The following is a 15,223-nucleotide window of genomic DNA, read 5'->3' as shown; positions in this document are numbered from 1 at the left end:
TTGAATAGAGTTATAAATTTTAGTGCAGGTCCAAGCACAATACCACTAGATGTTTTAAAAACAGCACAAGATGAGCTTTTAAGCTATCAAAATAAGGGATTTTCTATAATGGAAGTATCGCACAGAAGTGCAGTTTTTGATGATGTTATAAATAGTGCTGAAAAAAGAGTAAAAGAGCTTTATGGCTTTAATGATGATTATGCAGTTTTATTTTTGCAAGGTGGTGCAAGTCTTCAATTTGCCCAAATTCCTATGAATTTAAGTACAGGTAAAGTATGTGAGTATATAAATACAGGCGTTTGGACTAAAAAAGCGATAAAAGAAGCTGAAATTTTAGGAATAAATTATAAGGTTGTAGCAAGCAGCGAAGATACAAATTTTGATAGAATTCCTTTAATTCCTGAACTTAGCCAGGATGCCGATTATACTTATATTTGTTCAAACAACACTATTTATGGAACACAATATAAGGAGTTTCCAAAAACAAAATCTTTGCTAGTTATAGATAGTTCAAGTGATCTTTTTTCAAGAGAAATTGATACAAAAAACATTGGTCTTTTTTATGGTGGAATTCAAAAAAATGGTGGCCCAGCAGGCGTTACGTTAGTTGTCATCAGAAAAGATTTAGCAAATAGAGTTGCAAGTAATGTTCCAAATATTTTAAGATACAAAACTCAAATTGATGCAAATTCTATGAGCAATACTCCAAATACTTTTGGAATATATATGCTAAATTTAATGCTTGAAAAACTTATTAAAGAAGGTGGCTTAAAAGCAGTTAATGAAAAAAATGAGAAGAAAGCCGCACTTTTATACTCTGCAATTGATGAAATGAGCGACTTTTATAAAGGTCATGCAAAGAAAGATTCAAGGTCTTTGATGAATGTGAGTTTTAATATTACAAAAGGTGAAGAATTTGAGAAAAAATTTGTTTGTGAAGCTCTAGAAAATAATATGATGGGACTTAAAGGTCATAGGCATTTAGGAGGTATTAGAGCTTCTATTTATAATGCTATAACTTATGAAAATGTTGAAACTTTAGTTAGCTTTATGAGAGATTTTGCAAAGAAAAATGGCTAAAATTAACTAAAAATTTATATTTTTTGTGTATAATCAAAGGTTAATAAAAAATAAAAGGATTAAATTTGACAACAATTTTATTAGTTTTACAATTTGTACTAACTGTAATACTTACCATAGCCATATTACTTCAAAAAAGTTCATCAATGGGACTTGGGGTTTATAGTGGAAGTAATGAAAGTTTATTTGGTGCAAAAGGTGCTGGTGGGTTTTTAGCTAAATTTACAGTTATCATGGGAATTTTATTTATTTTAAATACTTTAGCTTTAGGATATTATTATCAAAAAAGCAATTCAAAATCTGTCATAGACAGTATTGATACAAAATCCCTTCAAATTCCTGCCCAGACAAATGATGTTCCAGAGACTAAAGCAGTGCCTGAAGCTCCTAAGGTAAATTAAAACGGCGAAATTATAAAGGATAAATATGCTAGATAAAATTTATAAAACACAAGAAGAAGCTTCTAAAAAAGCAATTGAGTCTTTGAAAAAAGATTTTCTAACTCTAAGAACCGGAAAAGTAAGCGTTAATGTGCTTGATAATATTTATGTTGATTACTATGGAAATCAAACTCCATTGAACCAAGTAGCTACCGTTTTAGCAACCGATGCGATGACGATAACCGTAACTCCTTGGGAAAAACCGATGTTAAAGACTATTGAAACAGCTATCCAAGCTGCAAATATTGGTGTAAATCCAAACAATGATGGTGAATGCATAAAGTTATTTTTTCCACCGATGACAACTGAACAAAGACAAGAAAATGTTAAAAGATCAAAAGCAATGGGTGAAAAAGCAAAAGTTAGTATAAGAAATGCTAGAAAAGATGCAAACGATGAGATTAAAAAAATAGAAAAAGAAATCTCAGAAGATGAAGCAAAAAAAGCTCATGATGAAGTTCAAAAAATCACCGATAACTTTAATAATAAAGTTGATGATGTTTTAAAACAAAAAGAAGCTGAACTTTTAAAAGTATGATAAATTTTAAAATGGTGCAAAATGGCTAAACAAAAAGCTGTTATTGCACCTGTCTTTTTAAGAATAAAAGCTTTTATTATAGATATATTTCTAATTTCTATGCCGCTTTTATACTTTACTACGTATGCCATTTTGGGTTCAAAAGAAAATTTTCAAAAAAATCAAATAGCTATTTTATTAGTTTGGCTTGTTTACGGCATTATAACTTCACTTTTCTTTAGTTTAAAAGCTCAAACTCCTGGCTATAAATCACAAGAAATTTATTTAATAGATATAAAAACTGGTAAGAAAATAGGTTTTTTTAGAGCTTTTTTAAGATATCTTATTTTTATTTTTGGAAGTACTTTTTTATTTGGAATATTAATGTGCTTTTTTAGAAAAGATAGATTAAATCTGCATGATATTTTAACAAATTCTACTCCTGCAAAAAAGAAAGAATAAAAATAAATAAAAAATTACATTTTTATTAACACCAAAAAGTTATAATATGCTAAATTTATTTAAGGAGAAATTATGAGTAAAGTTACATTAAATGGTGAAGCTGTTAAACTAGTTGGTGATGAGCTTAGCGTTGGTGATTATGCACCTGAAGTAGAGTTAGTTTTAGCAGATTTAAAAACTTTAAAAGTTGGTGGATCAAGTGAAAAAATTCAAGTTATTGCAACAGTTCCATCACTTGATACTGGTGTTTGTGCAATGGAAACAAAGAAATTTAATGAAAAAATGGCAAATTTAAAAAATGTAAATTTCAGTGTTGTTTCAATGGACTTACCTTTTGCACTAGGCAGATTTTGTGGGGCTGAAAATATTAAAAACATTAATGCATTAAGTGATTTTAGATGCAAAGAATTTGGTAAAAAATATGGTGTTTTAATAGACAGTGGTGCCTTAAAAGGACTTCTTGCAAGAGCTATTTTTGTTATTGATAAAGACTCAAAAATTATTTATAAAGAAGTAGTTAGCGAGATTACAAAAGAGCCTAATTATGATGGAGTGATAAAAGCTTTAAACTTAGGATGTGGTCCTAGAGGCTGCTAAATAAGCTTAAATCCCGCTATAATTCTCAATATTTTAGGATGATAAATGCATAGTTTTATGGCGGGATTTTTATTCACTATTTTTAGTGCTATCTTTTGGGGACTTTCATCTGCTTGTGGTCAGTATCTACTTGATATAAAAAAAGTTTCAGCTGAGTGGTTGGTTGTAGTTAGACTTTTGGCAAGTGGAATATTTTTGTTTTTCATAGCACTTAAAAATCAAAAAAGAGATATTTTTTTAATTTTTAGTGATAAAAAAGATTTTTTTATTTTAATATTTTATGCTATTTTTGGACTTTTTTTGTGTCAATATACTTATTTTTTAAGCATAAAATTAAGCAATGCTGCAATTGCAACTATTTTACAATACACATCTCCAGCTTTTATTATGATTTATATGGCAGTTATAAACAAAAAATTTCCTACAAAGCTTGAAATTTTATCGCTTTTTCTTGTTATGGGAGGTGTTTTTTTTAGCAACTCATCTAAAATTTGATTTTGCTATCCCAAAAGAAGCTATTGTTTTTGGGTTAATTTCAGCACTTTGTATTTTGGTTTATAGCATAACTCCAATAAATATAAATAAAAAGTATGGTATTTTAACAACTCTTTCTTACGGGCTTATAATAGGCGGCATTTTAGCTGCATTGATAAATAAAAACTGGATTCATCACGGAGTAAAAGATATAGATGGACTTTTTGCTATATTTGGAACTGTATTTTTTGGAACTATTATCTCATTTAGTTTTTATATGAAGGGATTAAGTATTTTAGGCCCTACAAAGACTAGTTTATTAGCAGCCATTGAGCCTGTTGCATCAGCTTTTTTTATTTATCTGTTTTTAGAGCAAAGGTATGTATTTTTAGACTATATTGGTTTTATAATGATATTAAGCTGCACGATCTTGCTTGCTAGAAGGAAGTAAATTTATAAAAAAGTAAATTGTTTTTATTATTATTTTTCTAAATTTAAGATTGTGTAAACAAATTCCACCAATAAAACCAATTATACTTCCTAGAATAATATCTTCAAGCCTTGCTACAATCAAAGTTGTTGCTCCACCACTTATTACTCCACTCATTTCAGCCATATAAACAGTCATCGGAGTTATAAAAATTGTGGCTACAACCATAGTGTTTAGTGATTGTAAGTTGTGCTAAAAAGCCAAGAACACCTATTAAAATTGCAATTTGTAGGCTATTTAAATTTAAACGCAGCAAAAAATATACTAAAGCTATTCCTATTGCGGTTCCCAAAATTCTATGAATTTGCCTTGTCCATTTGCTTCTTAAAGTCATTCCTTGTAGGATTGCTAGTGTAGAAATTGGCACCCAATACGCTCTTTCAATGCCTATTATTTGTGCTATTAAAATACTAAATCCAACAAAAAATCCAATTATCACACTATCAACAACTACATTATCAAAGCCATCATATTTTATCTTTTTAATCTCTTCTATTTTTAAAATTTTTGCAGTTAATAAACTATATATAAAGGCAACTATTACAGCCCAAATAGTCCCTAAGACAAAATACCCACTAATTTCTATAAGCTGTGATGTTTTAAAAGGTAAAAAGATAGATATCGTAGCAATCATTATAAAGAAGAAATTTCCAGGGTTTGATAATTGGTAAAATCTTACAGCCATTGTTACAATAATAGTTAAAACACATAAAACAATTGGACTTATATGTGGTGAGAAATGTGCTAATCCTCCAAAGATAAAACTTACTATAAAACCAAATCCACAAGCCATTAAAACTATCATTCTATGATAAAGCGGTGTTTTTGGAGTATATAAAAAAAGCATTGTACCCATTGAACTAATAACTGCTAAATGCATATTGTTTAAAAAAGCCCCTACTAAAAGTGGAGCCGACATGCAAAAACCCGTAAAAAATGCAAGATGCCAAGTTGAATCATCTTTATTTATTTCTAATATTTTATTTATTTCGTAACTTATTGTTTTAATAATATTCATAAAATCCCAAAGTCATATTAATTCTAAATATAAATTTTTGAAAAATTTTACCCTATAAATTTTTATAAATCAAGATATTTAATAATCATTATAAATTTATGTTTCTATAACAAATATTAAGATATAATTTTATTATTTCTATTTCAAAAGGAAGAGTTATGGTTTTAAATATATTTTTGGGCATAATTGCAGTTGTTATTGCACTTTGTATTATAATTCCACTGTTTTTTAGACGAGTTGTTGAGACAAATGAAGTTCACATAGTTCAAAGTTCAAATAAAACAGTAAGCTATGGAAAAGATACAGGAAATGGAAATACTTATTATGAGTTTCCTAGCTGGGTGCCGATTTTTGGTATAACAAAGATAGTTTTACCGGTTTCTGTTTTTGCTATAAAAATAGATGATTATGAGGCTTATGATTTAGGAAGACTTCCTTTTGTTGTGGATATCACAGCTTTTTTTAGGATAGAAGATTCAAATTTGGCAGCTCAAAGAGTGGAGAGTTTCGAAGATTTACAAATCCAACTTACAAATATTATTCAAGGCTCAATTAGAAGTATTTTATCAAGTAGAGCATTAGAAGATATTTTGCAAATTAGATCTGAGCTTGGGGATGATTTTACAAAAGCAGTTAAAATTCAGCTTCAAAGCTGGGGAATAGAACCTGTTAAAAATATAGAATTAATGGATATTAGAGATAGTAGTGGAAGTAAAGTTATATTCAACATAATGGAGAAGAAAAAATCCGAAATTGAAAAAGAAAGTAGAATAGAGGTTGCAAACAACTTAAAGTTAGCTCAAATAGCAGAAATTGAAGCTGTTCAAGCAACAGAGGTAAAACAACAAGATGCCAATAAAATAGTTGGATTAAAAACCGTTGAAAACGAAAGAGAGGTAGCTATTTCAAAAGAACTTGCAAATCAGCTTATAAAAGATCAAGAAAAAATCACAAAAGAAAAAGAGATGGAAGTAGTTAGAGTAAAAGATGTAAAAGAAGCTGAGATTAAAAAACAAGTTGAAATAGTTAGGGCCGAGCAAGATCAAAGAAAAATTGAAATCGATGCCGAAGCTAGAAAAAATGCTAAAATCAAAGATGCAGAAGCTATAAAAGAAAATCAAATTTTAGTTGCTCAAGGTGATAAAGAAAAGCAATTTCTAGCAGCGGCAGCTCTTTTGGAGATGAAAGATAAGGAAGCCCAAGGAACTCTTAAAATAGGCTCAGCCGAAGCTGAGGCTTTAAGGCTTAAAGAGTTAGCTCCTGTAAATGCTCAAATAGAGCTTGCAAAAGAAATTGGAGAAAATGAGGGATATCAAACTTATTTAATATCTATAAAGCAAATTGAAGCTAATAGGGATATCGGGCTTGAGCAAGCAAAAGCATTAAGTAATGCAGATCTTAAGATCATTGCAAATGAAGGAAATGTTGCAAGTGGAGTAAATAAAATAGGAGATGTTTTAAGCTCAAAAGGCGGTACAAATTTAGCCTCAATGCTTGAGGGGTTAAATCAAAGTGAAATAGGAAAAAAAATAATAGATAAATTTACAGGCAAAAAAGAAGAGTAAATTTGCTATAATACCATTAAAATTGTGAAAAGGTTTTATTTTGAGAAGTTTTGAAGATATTTTATCACAAAAAGATGCGGAAATAAAAAAATGTGAAGATTTTGCAAACTTTGCAAAAAATATCATTTTGAGTGGTGAAAATATAGAGATTTTACTAGAACTTTTAGATGAAAAAATCAATTACTATTTAAATCTAAAGTGCTTTAACTATGAAGCAATAGCTTTAAATTTAGATATGGTTGATAAAAACATAATAAGACAAATTCAAATTTTAAAATATGATTTAAAAAAAGATTTTTCAAATTTAGATGAAGCATGTCAAAAGTATGATATGCTTTACATACTAGAGAACAATGATTTAAAAAGCCCTGAAGATATACAAAATTTCATCCTAGAAAATAAGTTTTTTAAAGAATATTTAGAAAAAAAATATGAAGAAAAAGACGATAAAGATACAAATAAAAGCATTAAAGGAAGTGGTTTTTATTCACACATCTTTTATTTTATCTTGCTTATAATAGGTTGGGGTGGATTTTTATATCTTCTTTTTGAAAAGATAAATTAAGAAATGTATAAATGGTGGAGACAAGCTACTTTTGAAACAGCTCCAAAAACACCATATCATCGATATTTAAATATTTCAGGTAATTTTTTAAACCGATTACCTAAATTTTTTAAGAAAACGCTTAAAAAATAACAAAAACCTGTAAAATATCGAGAAAACTTAAGAGATTTTGTATCAAAAAGTGAGTTGTTTAAGGTTTGAAACTTAAATTGTCACTTTTTCGAATATTCCCTTTTATTTTTCTTAATTGATATTGTATATTTTTTTTCTATTAAAGTCAAGGGGTATAAAACCCCTCACTAGAAAAATAAAAGATAAAGGTTTTGTGACAATTTAACCCTTAACTATTGAGTGTATTATACCAAAAAATAAGTTAGAATGTGTTAATAAAACGCAATAAAAACACAAAAAGATAAGAAAAAATGAATGGGGGTGGGTCGCTCAGTGTTTTTTCCTACCTGTCCTTTTATAAATATTTTAAATAGGAAGGGACAGGCAGGAGCCTAAAAACACTTCGCTTCTTTCTCCGCCATCATTATCTTGCCATTTTTTCGTTCAGTCCATCAAGGGCGTCGCTTCGCTCGTGGATTGCCTACGGCAACCCTTGATGTCCTTTCGAAAAAATAGCGATATGATGGCTACGAGGAGAAACCCCACCCCCCCATTCATTTTCTATACTGCAAATTTTACTTTTTTATGTGTTAAGTTGTCTCTATTTAATATTATATATTATATCTACATTTGGGGGGTAAAGTGGATAAAAACCCCATTCTACCGACCGTATTGAGTGGTAGAAATAGTAGCATTGTTTTCATTTTTAAGTTCATTTTCTAGCTCTTTGAGTTTTGTTTCGATTTTTGGTTGGATTTTGTATCGGCTTGAAAACTCCTCAAAGCTTTTAAAAATCTCATCAGGACTAACTACAAGGTTATTATTTGCAACATACATTTTTGTTTGCATTTTCTCAAGGTCTGCATAATCATCACGCTTAAAACCCCCTTGCTCCTTCATTTCGTATCTTATCGCTTTTCCACATTCTCGGATTATTATCTCATTTGACGCCTTTAAAAACTTTGTTAGCTGTGATGAGTGTTCTGCGAGTGTATTATACTCATCTTGGGTTATGTGTGTGCTTTGCTGAATTTCTTTTTCTCTGGTGTTGAGCCGATTTTCCCTTTTGTTTAACTGAATTTCTCGGTCATTTAGCTCATTTTCTCTCGCTTTTATCTCCTTGAACTGCTGATGACTTATGTGTTTTCGCCCTGTTATTTGGGCTTTTTGTCCTCTTTCCATTTGTAGGATTTCGGCGACTTTTGTCTGTAGTGCTGATAGTTGCTGTCTTGTGACTTTGCCGTATTTTTGAATCCCATTATTAAATGAGCTCAAAAGAATGTGACAATGTGGGTTCGTTTTTGCCACGTACTTTGTGATGTCTAGTGGTGCCTCTTTTGTATATTTTCCACTTTTTTTATCTAAAATGTGATAAGCCTTGCCGTCCGTATCGACCCAGTAGTCTTTTCCTGCGACAAGGCAAGTTGGTTTTGGGTTGTTTAATGTGCTTTTATCCACTAGATAACCCTCGTCGAAGTGCATATACGATGCGACAGGATAGTATCCTGTTGTTTTAATTATTGCTTCATATACCTTAAAAATTTGCTCTGTTGTTGTATCCTCTTTAACATTTACAATCGCTTCGTGTAAAGTATTTTCAAATCTCGGTCTGTTTCCACCCTTTCCTTGCTTGTTTTTTTCATATATTTTCATATTTTCGGCAAAAACTTTTCTTAAAAAAGCCAACATATTAGGTGATTTGTCATCTTTAAGTTCAGAAAAATCATTTTTTCTCGTTATTAGGTCTTTTGGCAACATATACGACGGCTTTTTTTCACGTCGATTGTGTTGTAAAGAATAGTATATTGATTTGACTTTTTTGAAGTTAATACTACTTTTGTGTTCTCTGAAAATACTCATTTTTCTACTCCTGTTTTATATTTAATTATATAAATTATTGTTGAAATAGCTTATATAATTAAATTCATTAAAACAGACCCAAATAAATTAGAGTGACCTAATTTATTTCACTCGTTTTTTATGGTTTTTTACAAAAACAAGTTCATTTCAAATATCCAAAATTAGGTCGTTATAGGAGCTAATTTATCGTTTGATAAATTAGCTCACTAATTTATTGCCCACAAGGGGCAATAAAAACGTGAGCTGCTACAAGGGCAGATTTTTTATGAGCTGTGACAAGCACTTGGCTCATAAAAATTGTAAAAAAGTGTGACGCTTTTTTACGACCATTCCGTCTTAAAATAGCTATCACTATTTTTTGCTTGACTTAACAACCCTAGATAGCCCAAAACGTCAAAATCTTTAGGTGGGTCATCTATAACTATTGTTGCTTGTCCCCTTTCGTTTTTAGTCGATTTAATATCTTTTTTTGGTTTTGGTGTTGGTGTAATTTTTACTCTTTTTCGAGCAAAATATGTAGCCCAACCCAAAAGTATTTTCCTTGCTGTTTTCTTGTCTTGACTTTTTAAATTTCGACTTTTAGATTTTAGCTTTTTGAACTCTTTTTCTGTTAATAAACCTTTTGCTTCGAAGTGATATTTGCCCTCACTTGTCTCTATTCCATTTATATTTATTTGTCGCTGATTTTCAACTTTTTTTGTTTTATTAACGAAACGAATGCTTGTTGTTCTGTTGATTACGCTGTCTTTTGTGGTTTTGTTTCGTTTATTTTTTCTGTTTTGAAATTGTTGCCAGTATTCCACTGCAACCTTTGTTAAATTTAGACAGATTTTATCAAAAATACGACTATTCGTAAGATAAATCAACTCTTTTTGTTCTTGAACTCCAGCTACTTTACCTATGGTTTTTCTTTGTTTTAGAACATATCGGAAATTAAGATATTTTTGTTCTGTAATTCCTTGTTTAGGAATGTGTCTTTTCAGCCAAAGATAGACTTTTTCATAGTCTTTTTTACGACATATTAAAAGTGAATGCTTATGTATTAGACCATTTTTGTGTCGTTCAAAGCACCCCACACTTGCTATTTTTGCAGGGGCGTCATTAATAATTTCTTTTTCTTTTTTGGTTAGTAAATCAGCGATTATTTTATTGCACTTGCCCTTTTTTCGAATTGTTGTATTCGAATAATATACTTCATTGTCAAGCTCTCTAAAAGTCAAGCAAATGCCTAAAAATGCATATTCTGAACTATGAAAAATGGTTTCAAACTCGTTTAGAATATTGCCATTTTCTAGTTCTTGAATTTTTATTATTTTTTCTGTTATTTCGTCATTAAAAACCCTAGTATAAGGAGTTTTTAAGCTATTTTTGGGTATAATTTCACTTGATAACAAATCCAATTCCCTCACACTCTCTGTGAGGGGTCTTAAATTACTCATTTTTATAATCCTCCAAAATATTAAAATTAACGATAGAGCGTATATAATCAAGCCACCAACTCAATACTTTACGAGTTATTTCGATATTTGTGCTTTTATTGTATGACATAGCCACTTTACTTTGTGAGTGCCAGAGCGTGGTTTCTATTGCATATTCTGAGAGTTTGTTTTGATTTAAGTTTTCATAGCAGAAAGTGGAAACGGCTTTTCTAAGGCTATGTGTAGTCAAATTTCTATCGCCCTTTATGTTTTCGTGTTGAAAGCCTTTTAATGCCTTGCTTAAAGCCTCACTTGTTGGGGCTAGATGTGTTTTACGGCTTTCAAATATATAGCCGTTTATGTTGTGGTTTTGTTGACTTAGCCATTTGCCTATTTCTTGTGGAAGTCCCAAATATTCGACTTTTCCAAGCTTTGTTTCATTTTCGGTAAAAGCTAAATAGTATTCGCCATTTTCATCAATTTTTATATTTTTTTCGTGTAAATTTCGTATGTTTGCACTTCGTAAACCACTTAAAAGTCCGAATATTAGGGCGTTTCTAATGTTTGATTGATGAGGATATGAATAGATATATTCAACTAGAGATTTTAAGGCGTCAGTGCCTTGAATATAAGCATATTGACCTTTTTCATACACCTTTATATACTTGAGTTTTTGTCCCCAAGTTATGTCTTTCTCAACCATATTGTTCGCAAAAGCCCAGGCAAAAAAGTCCCTCATCAATGAAAAAAATTGTGCCATTGAAGTGTATACTTTTTTATCACGTAATTCAATGATTATATCTTGAATTGACTGCCACTTAATAAGTCTTATATCGGTGTTATGCAAATTTTGAGCGTGGTTAAAAAGTTTGCGTTTTTTATTTATTGTCGCAGGTTTTAATGTGTCATTAACCTTTAAAAATGCCTCAAAAGCATTTCTGAATATGTATTCATTATTTTCATTCCTGTAAGCTTGTTCTAGTGCAAAACATTGTGTTATAGCATCTCTATAGCTTATATCATCAATGCTTCCTATTAGTTGCCATTTGTTTGATGAGAGCTTTACGTAATAGTTCTTGAAAAATTTTTTGCCATTTGCACTTCTTTTAATTCTGACATAAAGATTACCTGCCAGTTTTTCTTTTTTATCGTCCACATATTCATCAAGTGTATAAGCCATTAAAAAAGAGTAAGGGTCTTTTCTAAATTCTATGTTGTCGCGTATATATTTTGTTTTTTTCATAACAAATCCTTTATGGTTTTGTTATTAATTATATAAATTTTTTCAGTTTTTTTAAAAAATAGGGAATTTAAATAGGTAATTAACGATAATTTTATATAATTAATGCGATTACCTATTTTGTTAATTAGTCGTTTAAAAAGCCTAAAATATGGATATCGAAAAAGTGAGATGGTGGAGACAAGCAGGATCGAACTGCCGACCTCTTGAATGCCATTCAAGCGCTCTCCCAGCTGAGCTATGCCCCCAAATATTTTAAAACATAATTCTACTGAAAATTTCTTATAATATCCTTTAAAATAAAAAAATAAAAAAATTTGCAAAATAAATAAATTTTTAAGTTTAAATTTGGTATGATTTCAATTCAGTTTTAAAAATGCGGGAATAGCTCAGGGGTAGAGCACAACCTTGCCAAGGTTGGGGTCGCGAGTTCGAATCTCGTTTCCCGCTCCATTAAGGTGTTTTGCCCAGGTGGCGGAATGGTAGACGCAAGGGACTTAAAATCCCTCGGAAGTTTTTTCCGTGCCGGTTCAAGTCCGGCTCTGGGCACCATTAGCGTTGCAAGGCGACATAGCCAAGTGGCTAAGGCAGGAGCCTGCAAAGCTCTGATCCTCGGTTCAAATCCGAGTGTCGCCTCCAACAAATAAAGGAAAAGTTATGAGATTTATTTTATCTGCATTTATAGCGTTATTGTTTTTAGCAGGTTGTTCTAGCACTTGGCATGGTGTTAAGAGTGATACTAAACAAAATGTTGAATGGACAAAAGATAAAGTCCACGATGGAGCAGAGTGGGTCTCAGAAAAAACTGAATAGTTCGGGAAATGGCTGAGCGGTCGAAAGCGGCGGTCTTGAAAACCGTTGAGGGTCACACCTCCTGGGGTTCGAATCCCTATTTCCCGGCCATTTATACTATCTAAAAATACTTTTAAATAACGATAATATCGTTATTATCTTAACTTCTAAAAATCATCAAATTTTATCTATTTTTTATGAAATTTCAAGATGTTACATAAAATATGGCGTTTTGTTACATAAAATGGTTTTAAAATTAGGAGTTAAAAATGACTTCTAATAATATAAGTAAAAAATAGTTATTATTATTTTGATAAGGCTTACAAAGATAGAAAAATTAAATACTCTCTTTTTACAGATGATATTTTAACTGCAAAATTTTTAGCTATAAAAATAAAATCAACTATTGATAAAATTTCAAATATAACTAAAACTAAGAAACTGTATATTATACCTTTTTAAGTAAATAATATGTAAAATACGCTATAAATTATGTGCATAAGGAGAAATAGATGAAAAATATAGTCATTTCATCGATATTGGCAGCGATATTGTGCGGCACTATAAGTGCAAGTGAGGCTGACTTTGCTAATAAAAAAAATGATTTTGATTTTAGTGGCTTTGACTTCTCAACTGCTCCAGGCGGTGGAGTTGAGATGTCTTTTTTAAAATATTCTAGTAGGATTTATGTAGGAAAAACTCAAAATGAAATTCTTGATAAAATAACAAATACAGATGATCGAGTTTCATATATTGCAGGAGCAGCGCAAAGTGGGGATATAAAATACTATACTTTAAATATAACTTTAGATTCTCTTAGCAAAAGTATAGCAAGTACTAATACTGCATATTTAGTAGGTGGATTGTCTGTAAAAAATAATGCTTTAAATAATAAATTAAATTTTACACAAATTCCTAACAATCCTGAAAGAGATATTGATTTATTTGGTGGAGTCTCTCTTTCTTTAAATGCTAATGAAAACTCAGTAAGTGTCAAAAATATTGGTGGTGATGGCAATGGTGGTATTTCTAATGTTTATGGTGGATATTCGTTGAACGGAGATGCCAATAAAAACAAAGTAGATGTTACTAACTCAAATGTTAAAACATATGTATATGGTGGAATTTCTACAAATAAAAATGCAAATGACAATGATGTCACTATAAATAATTCATCAGTAGGTGGTAATGTTGCAGGGGGATATCTTGAATGGCATCAAGAGTCTATGACAACTGATAATAATAAAGTCGAAATAATAAATGGATCAAAAGTAAAAGGAAGAGTAGTTGGTGGATGGGCTGAAAAAGGGCAAGCAAACTCAAATAAAGTCATTGTAAATTCATCTGAAATAAACACGGCACCTAATCAAGGGGTTTCCATTGATGGTGGACGATCAGTTTCTGTAAAAGCTAATTCAAATATAGTTGAAATTATAGATTCAAAAATAGAACAACAAATTAATGGTGGTTATTCTGATGGTAAAGAAGCAAATTTAAATCGGATTATTGTGAGAGATCGATCAATCGTGAATGATGATATTAATGGTGGTCGTGCAGACGAAAATGGACAAGCTAAGAATAATGTTGTGACTATAACTTCATCATCAACAGTAAAAGGCCCAGTTAGGGGTGGATGGGGAAATGAAGATGCAAATTTAAATAAAATTTTAGTAGACAAATCAACAGTAAATAGTTTTATGACTGGTGGTTATTCAAAAAATGGCGTAGCTAACTCAAATAGTGTTACTATAAAAAATGACTCTAAAATAAATGACTCAGTTTTTGGTGCATATGCTAAAAAAGGCAACACCAATGATAATAAAGTTTTAATAAATGATTCTACAATAAGAAAATTAGTTTATGGTGGTTTATCAGACGAAGGCAATGCCAATGAAAATAATATTTTATTAAGCAAGACAATAGCAACTAGTGTTATTGGTGGAAAAGGAAAAAAAGATACCAACTTAAATAAAATTTTAGTAGATAATTCACAAATAAATTCTTTCATCATAGGTGGTTGGTCAACAGGTAGTGGAACAGCTAATGAAAATAAAATTTTGATACAAAATTTAAGAAAAACCAATTTTGCTTATGGTGGTTTTGCCTATAAAGGTTCAGCTAGTGAAAATGAAGTCTCAGTAAATAATTCCGTAATAGAAAAATCCGCTTATGGTGGATATTCAGATTATGGTGATGTCAACAAAAATAATCTAAATTTAACCTCTTCAAGTGTGGGTGATATTTATGGTGGATATACTAAAAAAGCAAATGCCAATGAAAATAAAATTTTACTAAACAAAACACAAGCAAAAAAAGTTATTGGCGGACAAGGAGAAAAAGATACTAACTCAAATGAAATTTTAGTAGATAATTCACAAATAAATTCTTTCATCATAGGTGGTTGGTCAACAGGTAGTGGAACAGCTAATGAAAACACTATAGATATAACTTCATCAAATATAGGTGATGATGTTTATGGTGGCTACTCAAATGAAGGCGATGCTATAAATAACACTATAAATTTATTTCATAACTCAGGAAGAGATATAAATACTTTAGGTAAACACTTTTTAGTTAAAGGTATAATTTATGGT

General features: G+C 30.5%; 15 protein-coding genes, 5 tRNA genes and 1 pseudogene. 15 read left to right on the top strand and 6 right to left on the bottom strand.

From position 1 onward, the window contains the following. From serC to O6B72_RS06105, 7 genes are all read left to right on the top strand, one after another. Positions 1-1,080, top strand: coding sequence for a 3-phosphoserine/phosphohydroxythreonine transaminase (gene serC / locus O6B72_RS06135; protein ID WP_269492568.1), 1,080 nt, complete (start codon positions 1-3; stop codon positions 1,078-1,080). Between the two features lie 65 nt (positions 1,081-1,145). Continuing rightward, positions 1,146-1,481, top strand: a complete 336-nt coding sequence (gene secG, locus O6B72_RS06130; RefSeq protein WP_101637108.1) for a preprotein translocase subunit SecG — start codon at positions 1,146-1,148, stop codon at positions 1,479-1,481. 25 nt (positions 1,482-1,506) lie between these two features. Next, positions 1,507-2,058, top strand: coding sequence for a ribosome recycling factor (frr, locus tag O6B72_RS06125; RefSeq protein ID WP_024962425.1), 552 nt, complete (start codon positions 1,507-1,509; stop codon positions 2,056-2,058). A gap of 21 nt (positions 2,059-2,079) precedes the next feature. Further along, positions 2,080-2,499, top strand: a complete 420-nt coding sequence (locus tag O6B72_RS06120; RefSeq protein ID WP_101637106.1) for an RDD family protein — start codon at positions 2,080-2,082, stop codon at positions 2,497-2,499. Positions 2,500-2,571: 72 nt separating this feature from the next. Continuing rightward, positions 2,572-3,096 (top strand): thiol peroxidase, encoded by a 525-nt coding sequence (gene tpx / locus O6B72_RS06115; protein WP_016646510.1) that lies wholly within the window; start codon positions 2,572-2,574, stop codon positions 3,094-3,096. 45 nt (positions 3,097-3,141) lie between these two features. Next, the gene (locus O6B72_RS06110; RefSeq protein ID WP_269492566.1) at positions 3,142-3,591 is read left to right on the top strand and encodes a DMT family transporter; all 450 of its coding nucleotides are present in this window, start codon (positions 3,142-3,144) and stop codon (positions 3,589-3,591) included. Further along, positions 3,560-4,021, top strand: coding sequence for an EamA family transporter (locus O6B72_RS06105; RefSeq protein WP_269492564.1), 462 nt, complete (start codon positions 3,560-3,562; stop codon positions 4,019-4,021). Before O6B72_RS06110 ends, O6B72_RS06105 begins: the two co-directional genes overlap by 32 nt. Here O6B72_RS06105 and O6B72_RS06100 read toward each other — a convergent pair. Both O6B72_RS06100 and O6B72_RS06095 read right to left on the bottom strand, forming a co-directional pair. Next, positions 3,986-4,198, bottom strand: coding sequence for a hypothetical protein (locus tag O6B72_RS06100; RefSeq protein WP_269492562.1), 213 nt, complete (start codon positions 4,196-4,198; stop codon positions 3,986-3,988). The two genes, O6B72_RS06105 and O6B72_RS06100, sit on opposite strands and share 36 nt — an antisense overlap. Further along, on the bottom strand, positions 4,179-5,078 hold the full coding sequence (locus tag O6B72_RS06095; RefSeq protein WP_269492561.1) for an FUSC family protein: 900 nt from the start codon (positions 5,076-5,078) through the stop codon (positions 4,179-4,181). Before O6B72_RS06095 ends, O6B72_RS06100 begins: the two co-directional genes overlap by 20 nt. Positions 5,079-5,236: 158 nt before the next feature. On the opposite strand from O6B72_RS06095, the gene O6B72_RS06090 reads away from it, so the two are divergent. After that, entirely contained in the window at positions 5,237-6,643 is a 1,407-nt protein-coding gene (locus tag O6B72_RS06090; RefSeq protein ID WP_269483251.1) for an SPFH domain-containing protein, read from the top strand. Between the two features lie 40 nt (positions 6,644-6,683). Next, positions 6,684-7,208 (top strand): hypothetical protein, encoded by a 525-nt coding sequence (locus O6B72_RS06085; protein WP_101637103.1) that lies wholly within the window; start codon positions 6,684-6,686, stop codon positions 7,206-7,208. A 771-nt stretch (positions 7,209-7,979) separates the two neighbouring features. Here the strand turns inward: O6B72_RS06085 and O6B72_RS06080 are convergent. From O6B72_RS06080 to O6B72_RS06065, 4 genes are all read right to left on the bottom strand, one after another. Beyond that, positions 7,980-9,179 carry a hypothetical protein gene (locus tag O6B72_RS06080; RefSeq protein ID WP_269492560.1) on the bottom strand — a complete coding sequence of 400 codons (1,200 nt, stop codon included), beginning with the start codon at positions 9,177-9,179 and terminating at the stop codon, positions 7,980-7,982. Positions 9,180-9,499: 320 nt separating this feature from the next. After that, entirely contained in the window at positions 9,500-10,618 is a 1,119-nt protein-coding gene (locus tag O6B72_RS06075; protein ID WP_269492559.1) for a hypothetical protein, read from the bottom strand. Further along, the gene (locus O6B72_RS06070; protein WP_269492557.1) at positions 10,611-11,840 is read right to left on the bottom strand and encodes a tyrosine-type recombinase/integrase; all 1,230 of its coding nucleotides are present in this window, start codon (positions 11,838-11,840) and stop codon (positions 10,611-10,613) included. The genes O6B72_RS06075 and O6B72_RS06070 overlap by 8 nt, the downstream gene beginning before the upstream one ends. Positions 11,841-12,009: 169 nt before the next feature. Continuing rightward, a tRNA-Ala gene (locus O6B72_RS06065) sits at positions 12,010-12,085 on the bottom strand. Positions 12,086-12,215: 130 nt separating this feature from the next. Between O6B72_RS06065 and O6B72_RS06060 the strand changes: the two genes are divergently transcribed. From O6B72_RS06060 to O6B72_RS06035, 6 genes and pseudogenes are all read left to right on the top strand, one after another. Beyond that, positions 12,216-12,290 (top strand) — tRNA-Gly (locus O6B72_RS06060). A 12-nt stretch (positions 12,291-12,302) separates the two neighbouring features. Further along, positions 12,303-12,389, top strand: a tRNA-Leu gene (locus O6B72_RS06055). A 12-nt stretch (positions 12,390-12,401) separates the two neighbouring features. Further along, a tRNA-Cys gene (locus tag O6B72_RS06050) sits at positions 12,402-12,476 on the top strand. Further along, positions 12,465-12,650: a putative periplasmic lipoprotein gene (locus O6B72_RS06045; RefSeq protein WP_269492629.1), complete on the top strand. Its 186-nt coding sequence runs from the start codon at positions 12,465-12,467 to the stop codon at positions 12,648-12,650. The genes O6B72_RS06050 and O6B72_RS06045 overlap by 12 nt, the downstream gene beginning before the upstream one ends. A gap of 2 nt (positions 12,651-12,652) precedes the next feature. Continuing rightward, positions 12,653-12,740: transfer RNA gene (locus O6B72_RS06040), tRNA-Ser, on the top strand. A 401-nt stretch (positions 12,741-13,141) separates the two neighbouring features. Next, a pseudogene (locus O6B72_RS06035) lies at positions 13,142-15,223 on the top strand (autotransporter outer membrane beta-barrel domain-containing protein); the annotation flags it as partial.

Source organism: Campylobacter ureolyticus (genome assembly GCF_027277485.1).
GTDB lineage: Bacteria > Campylobacterota > Campylobacteria > Campylobacterales > Campylobacteraceae > Campylobacter_B > Campylobacter_B ureolyticus_B.
Note: the sequence above shows the minus strand (reverse complement) of the source record. Positions and strands in the feature narration are given on the sequence as shown.

What these genes read in the sequence shown, in the direction of transcription:
- frr (WP_024962425.1), top strand. Translation starts at nt 1,507, where the DNA reads ATGCTAGATAAAATTTATAAAACACAAGAAGAAGCTTCTAAAAAAGCA.
- O6B72_RS06120 (WP_101637106.1), top strand. Translation starts at nt 2,080, where the DNA reads ATGGCTAAACAAAAAGCTGTTATTGCACCTGTCTTTTTAAGAATAAAA.
- tpx (WP_016646510.1), top strand. Translation starts at nt 2,572, where the DNA reads ATGAGTAAAGTTACATTAAATGGTGAAGCTGTTAAACTAGTTGGTGAT.
- O6B72_RS06110 (WP_269492566.1), top strand. Translation starts at nt 3,142, where the DNA reads ATGCATAGTTTTATGGCGGGATTTTTATTCACTATTTTTAGTGCTATC.
- O6B72_RS06100 (WP_269492562.1), bottom strand. Translation starts at nt 4,198, where the DNA reads ATGACTGTTTATATGGCTGAAATGAGTGGAGTAATAAGTGGTGGAGCA.
- O6B72_RS06095 (WP_269492561.1), bottom strand. Translation starts at nt 5,078, where the DNA reads ATGAATATTATTAAAACAATAAGTTACGAAATAAATAAAATATTAGAA.
- O6B72_RS06090 (WP_269483251.1), top strand. Translation starts at nt 5,237, where the DNA reads ATGGTTTTAAATATATTTTTGGGCATAATTGCAGTTGTTATTGCACTT.
- O6B72_RS06080 (WP_269492560.1), bottom strand. Translation starts at nt 9,179, where the DNA reads ATGAGTATTTTCAGAGAACACAAAAGTAGTATTAACTTCAAAAAAGTC.
- O6B72_RS06075 (WP_269492559.1), bottom strand. Translation starts at nt 10,618, where the DNA reads ATGAGTAATTTAAGACCCCTCACAGAGAGTGTGAGGGAATTGGATTTG.
- O6B72_RS06070 (WP_269492557.1), bottom strand. Translation starts at nt 11,840, where the DNA reads ATGAAAAAAACAAAATATATACGCGACAACATAGAATTTAGAAAAGAC.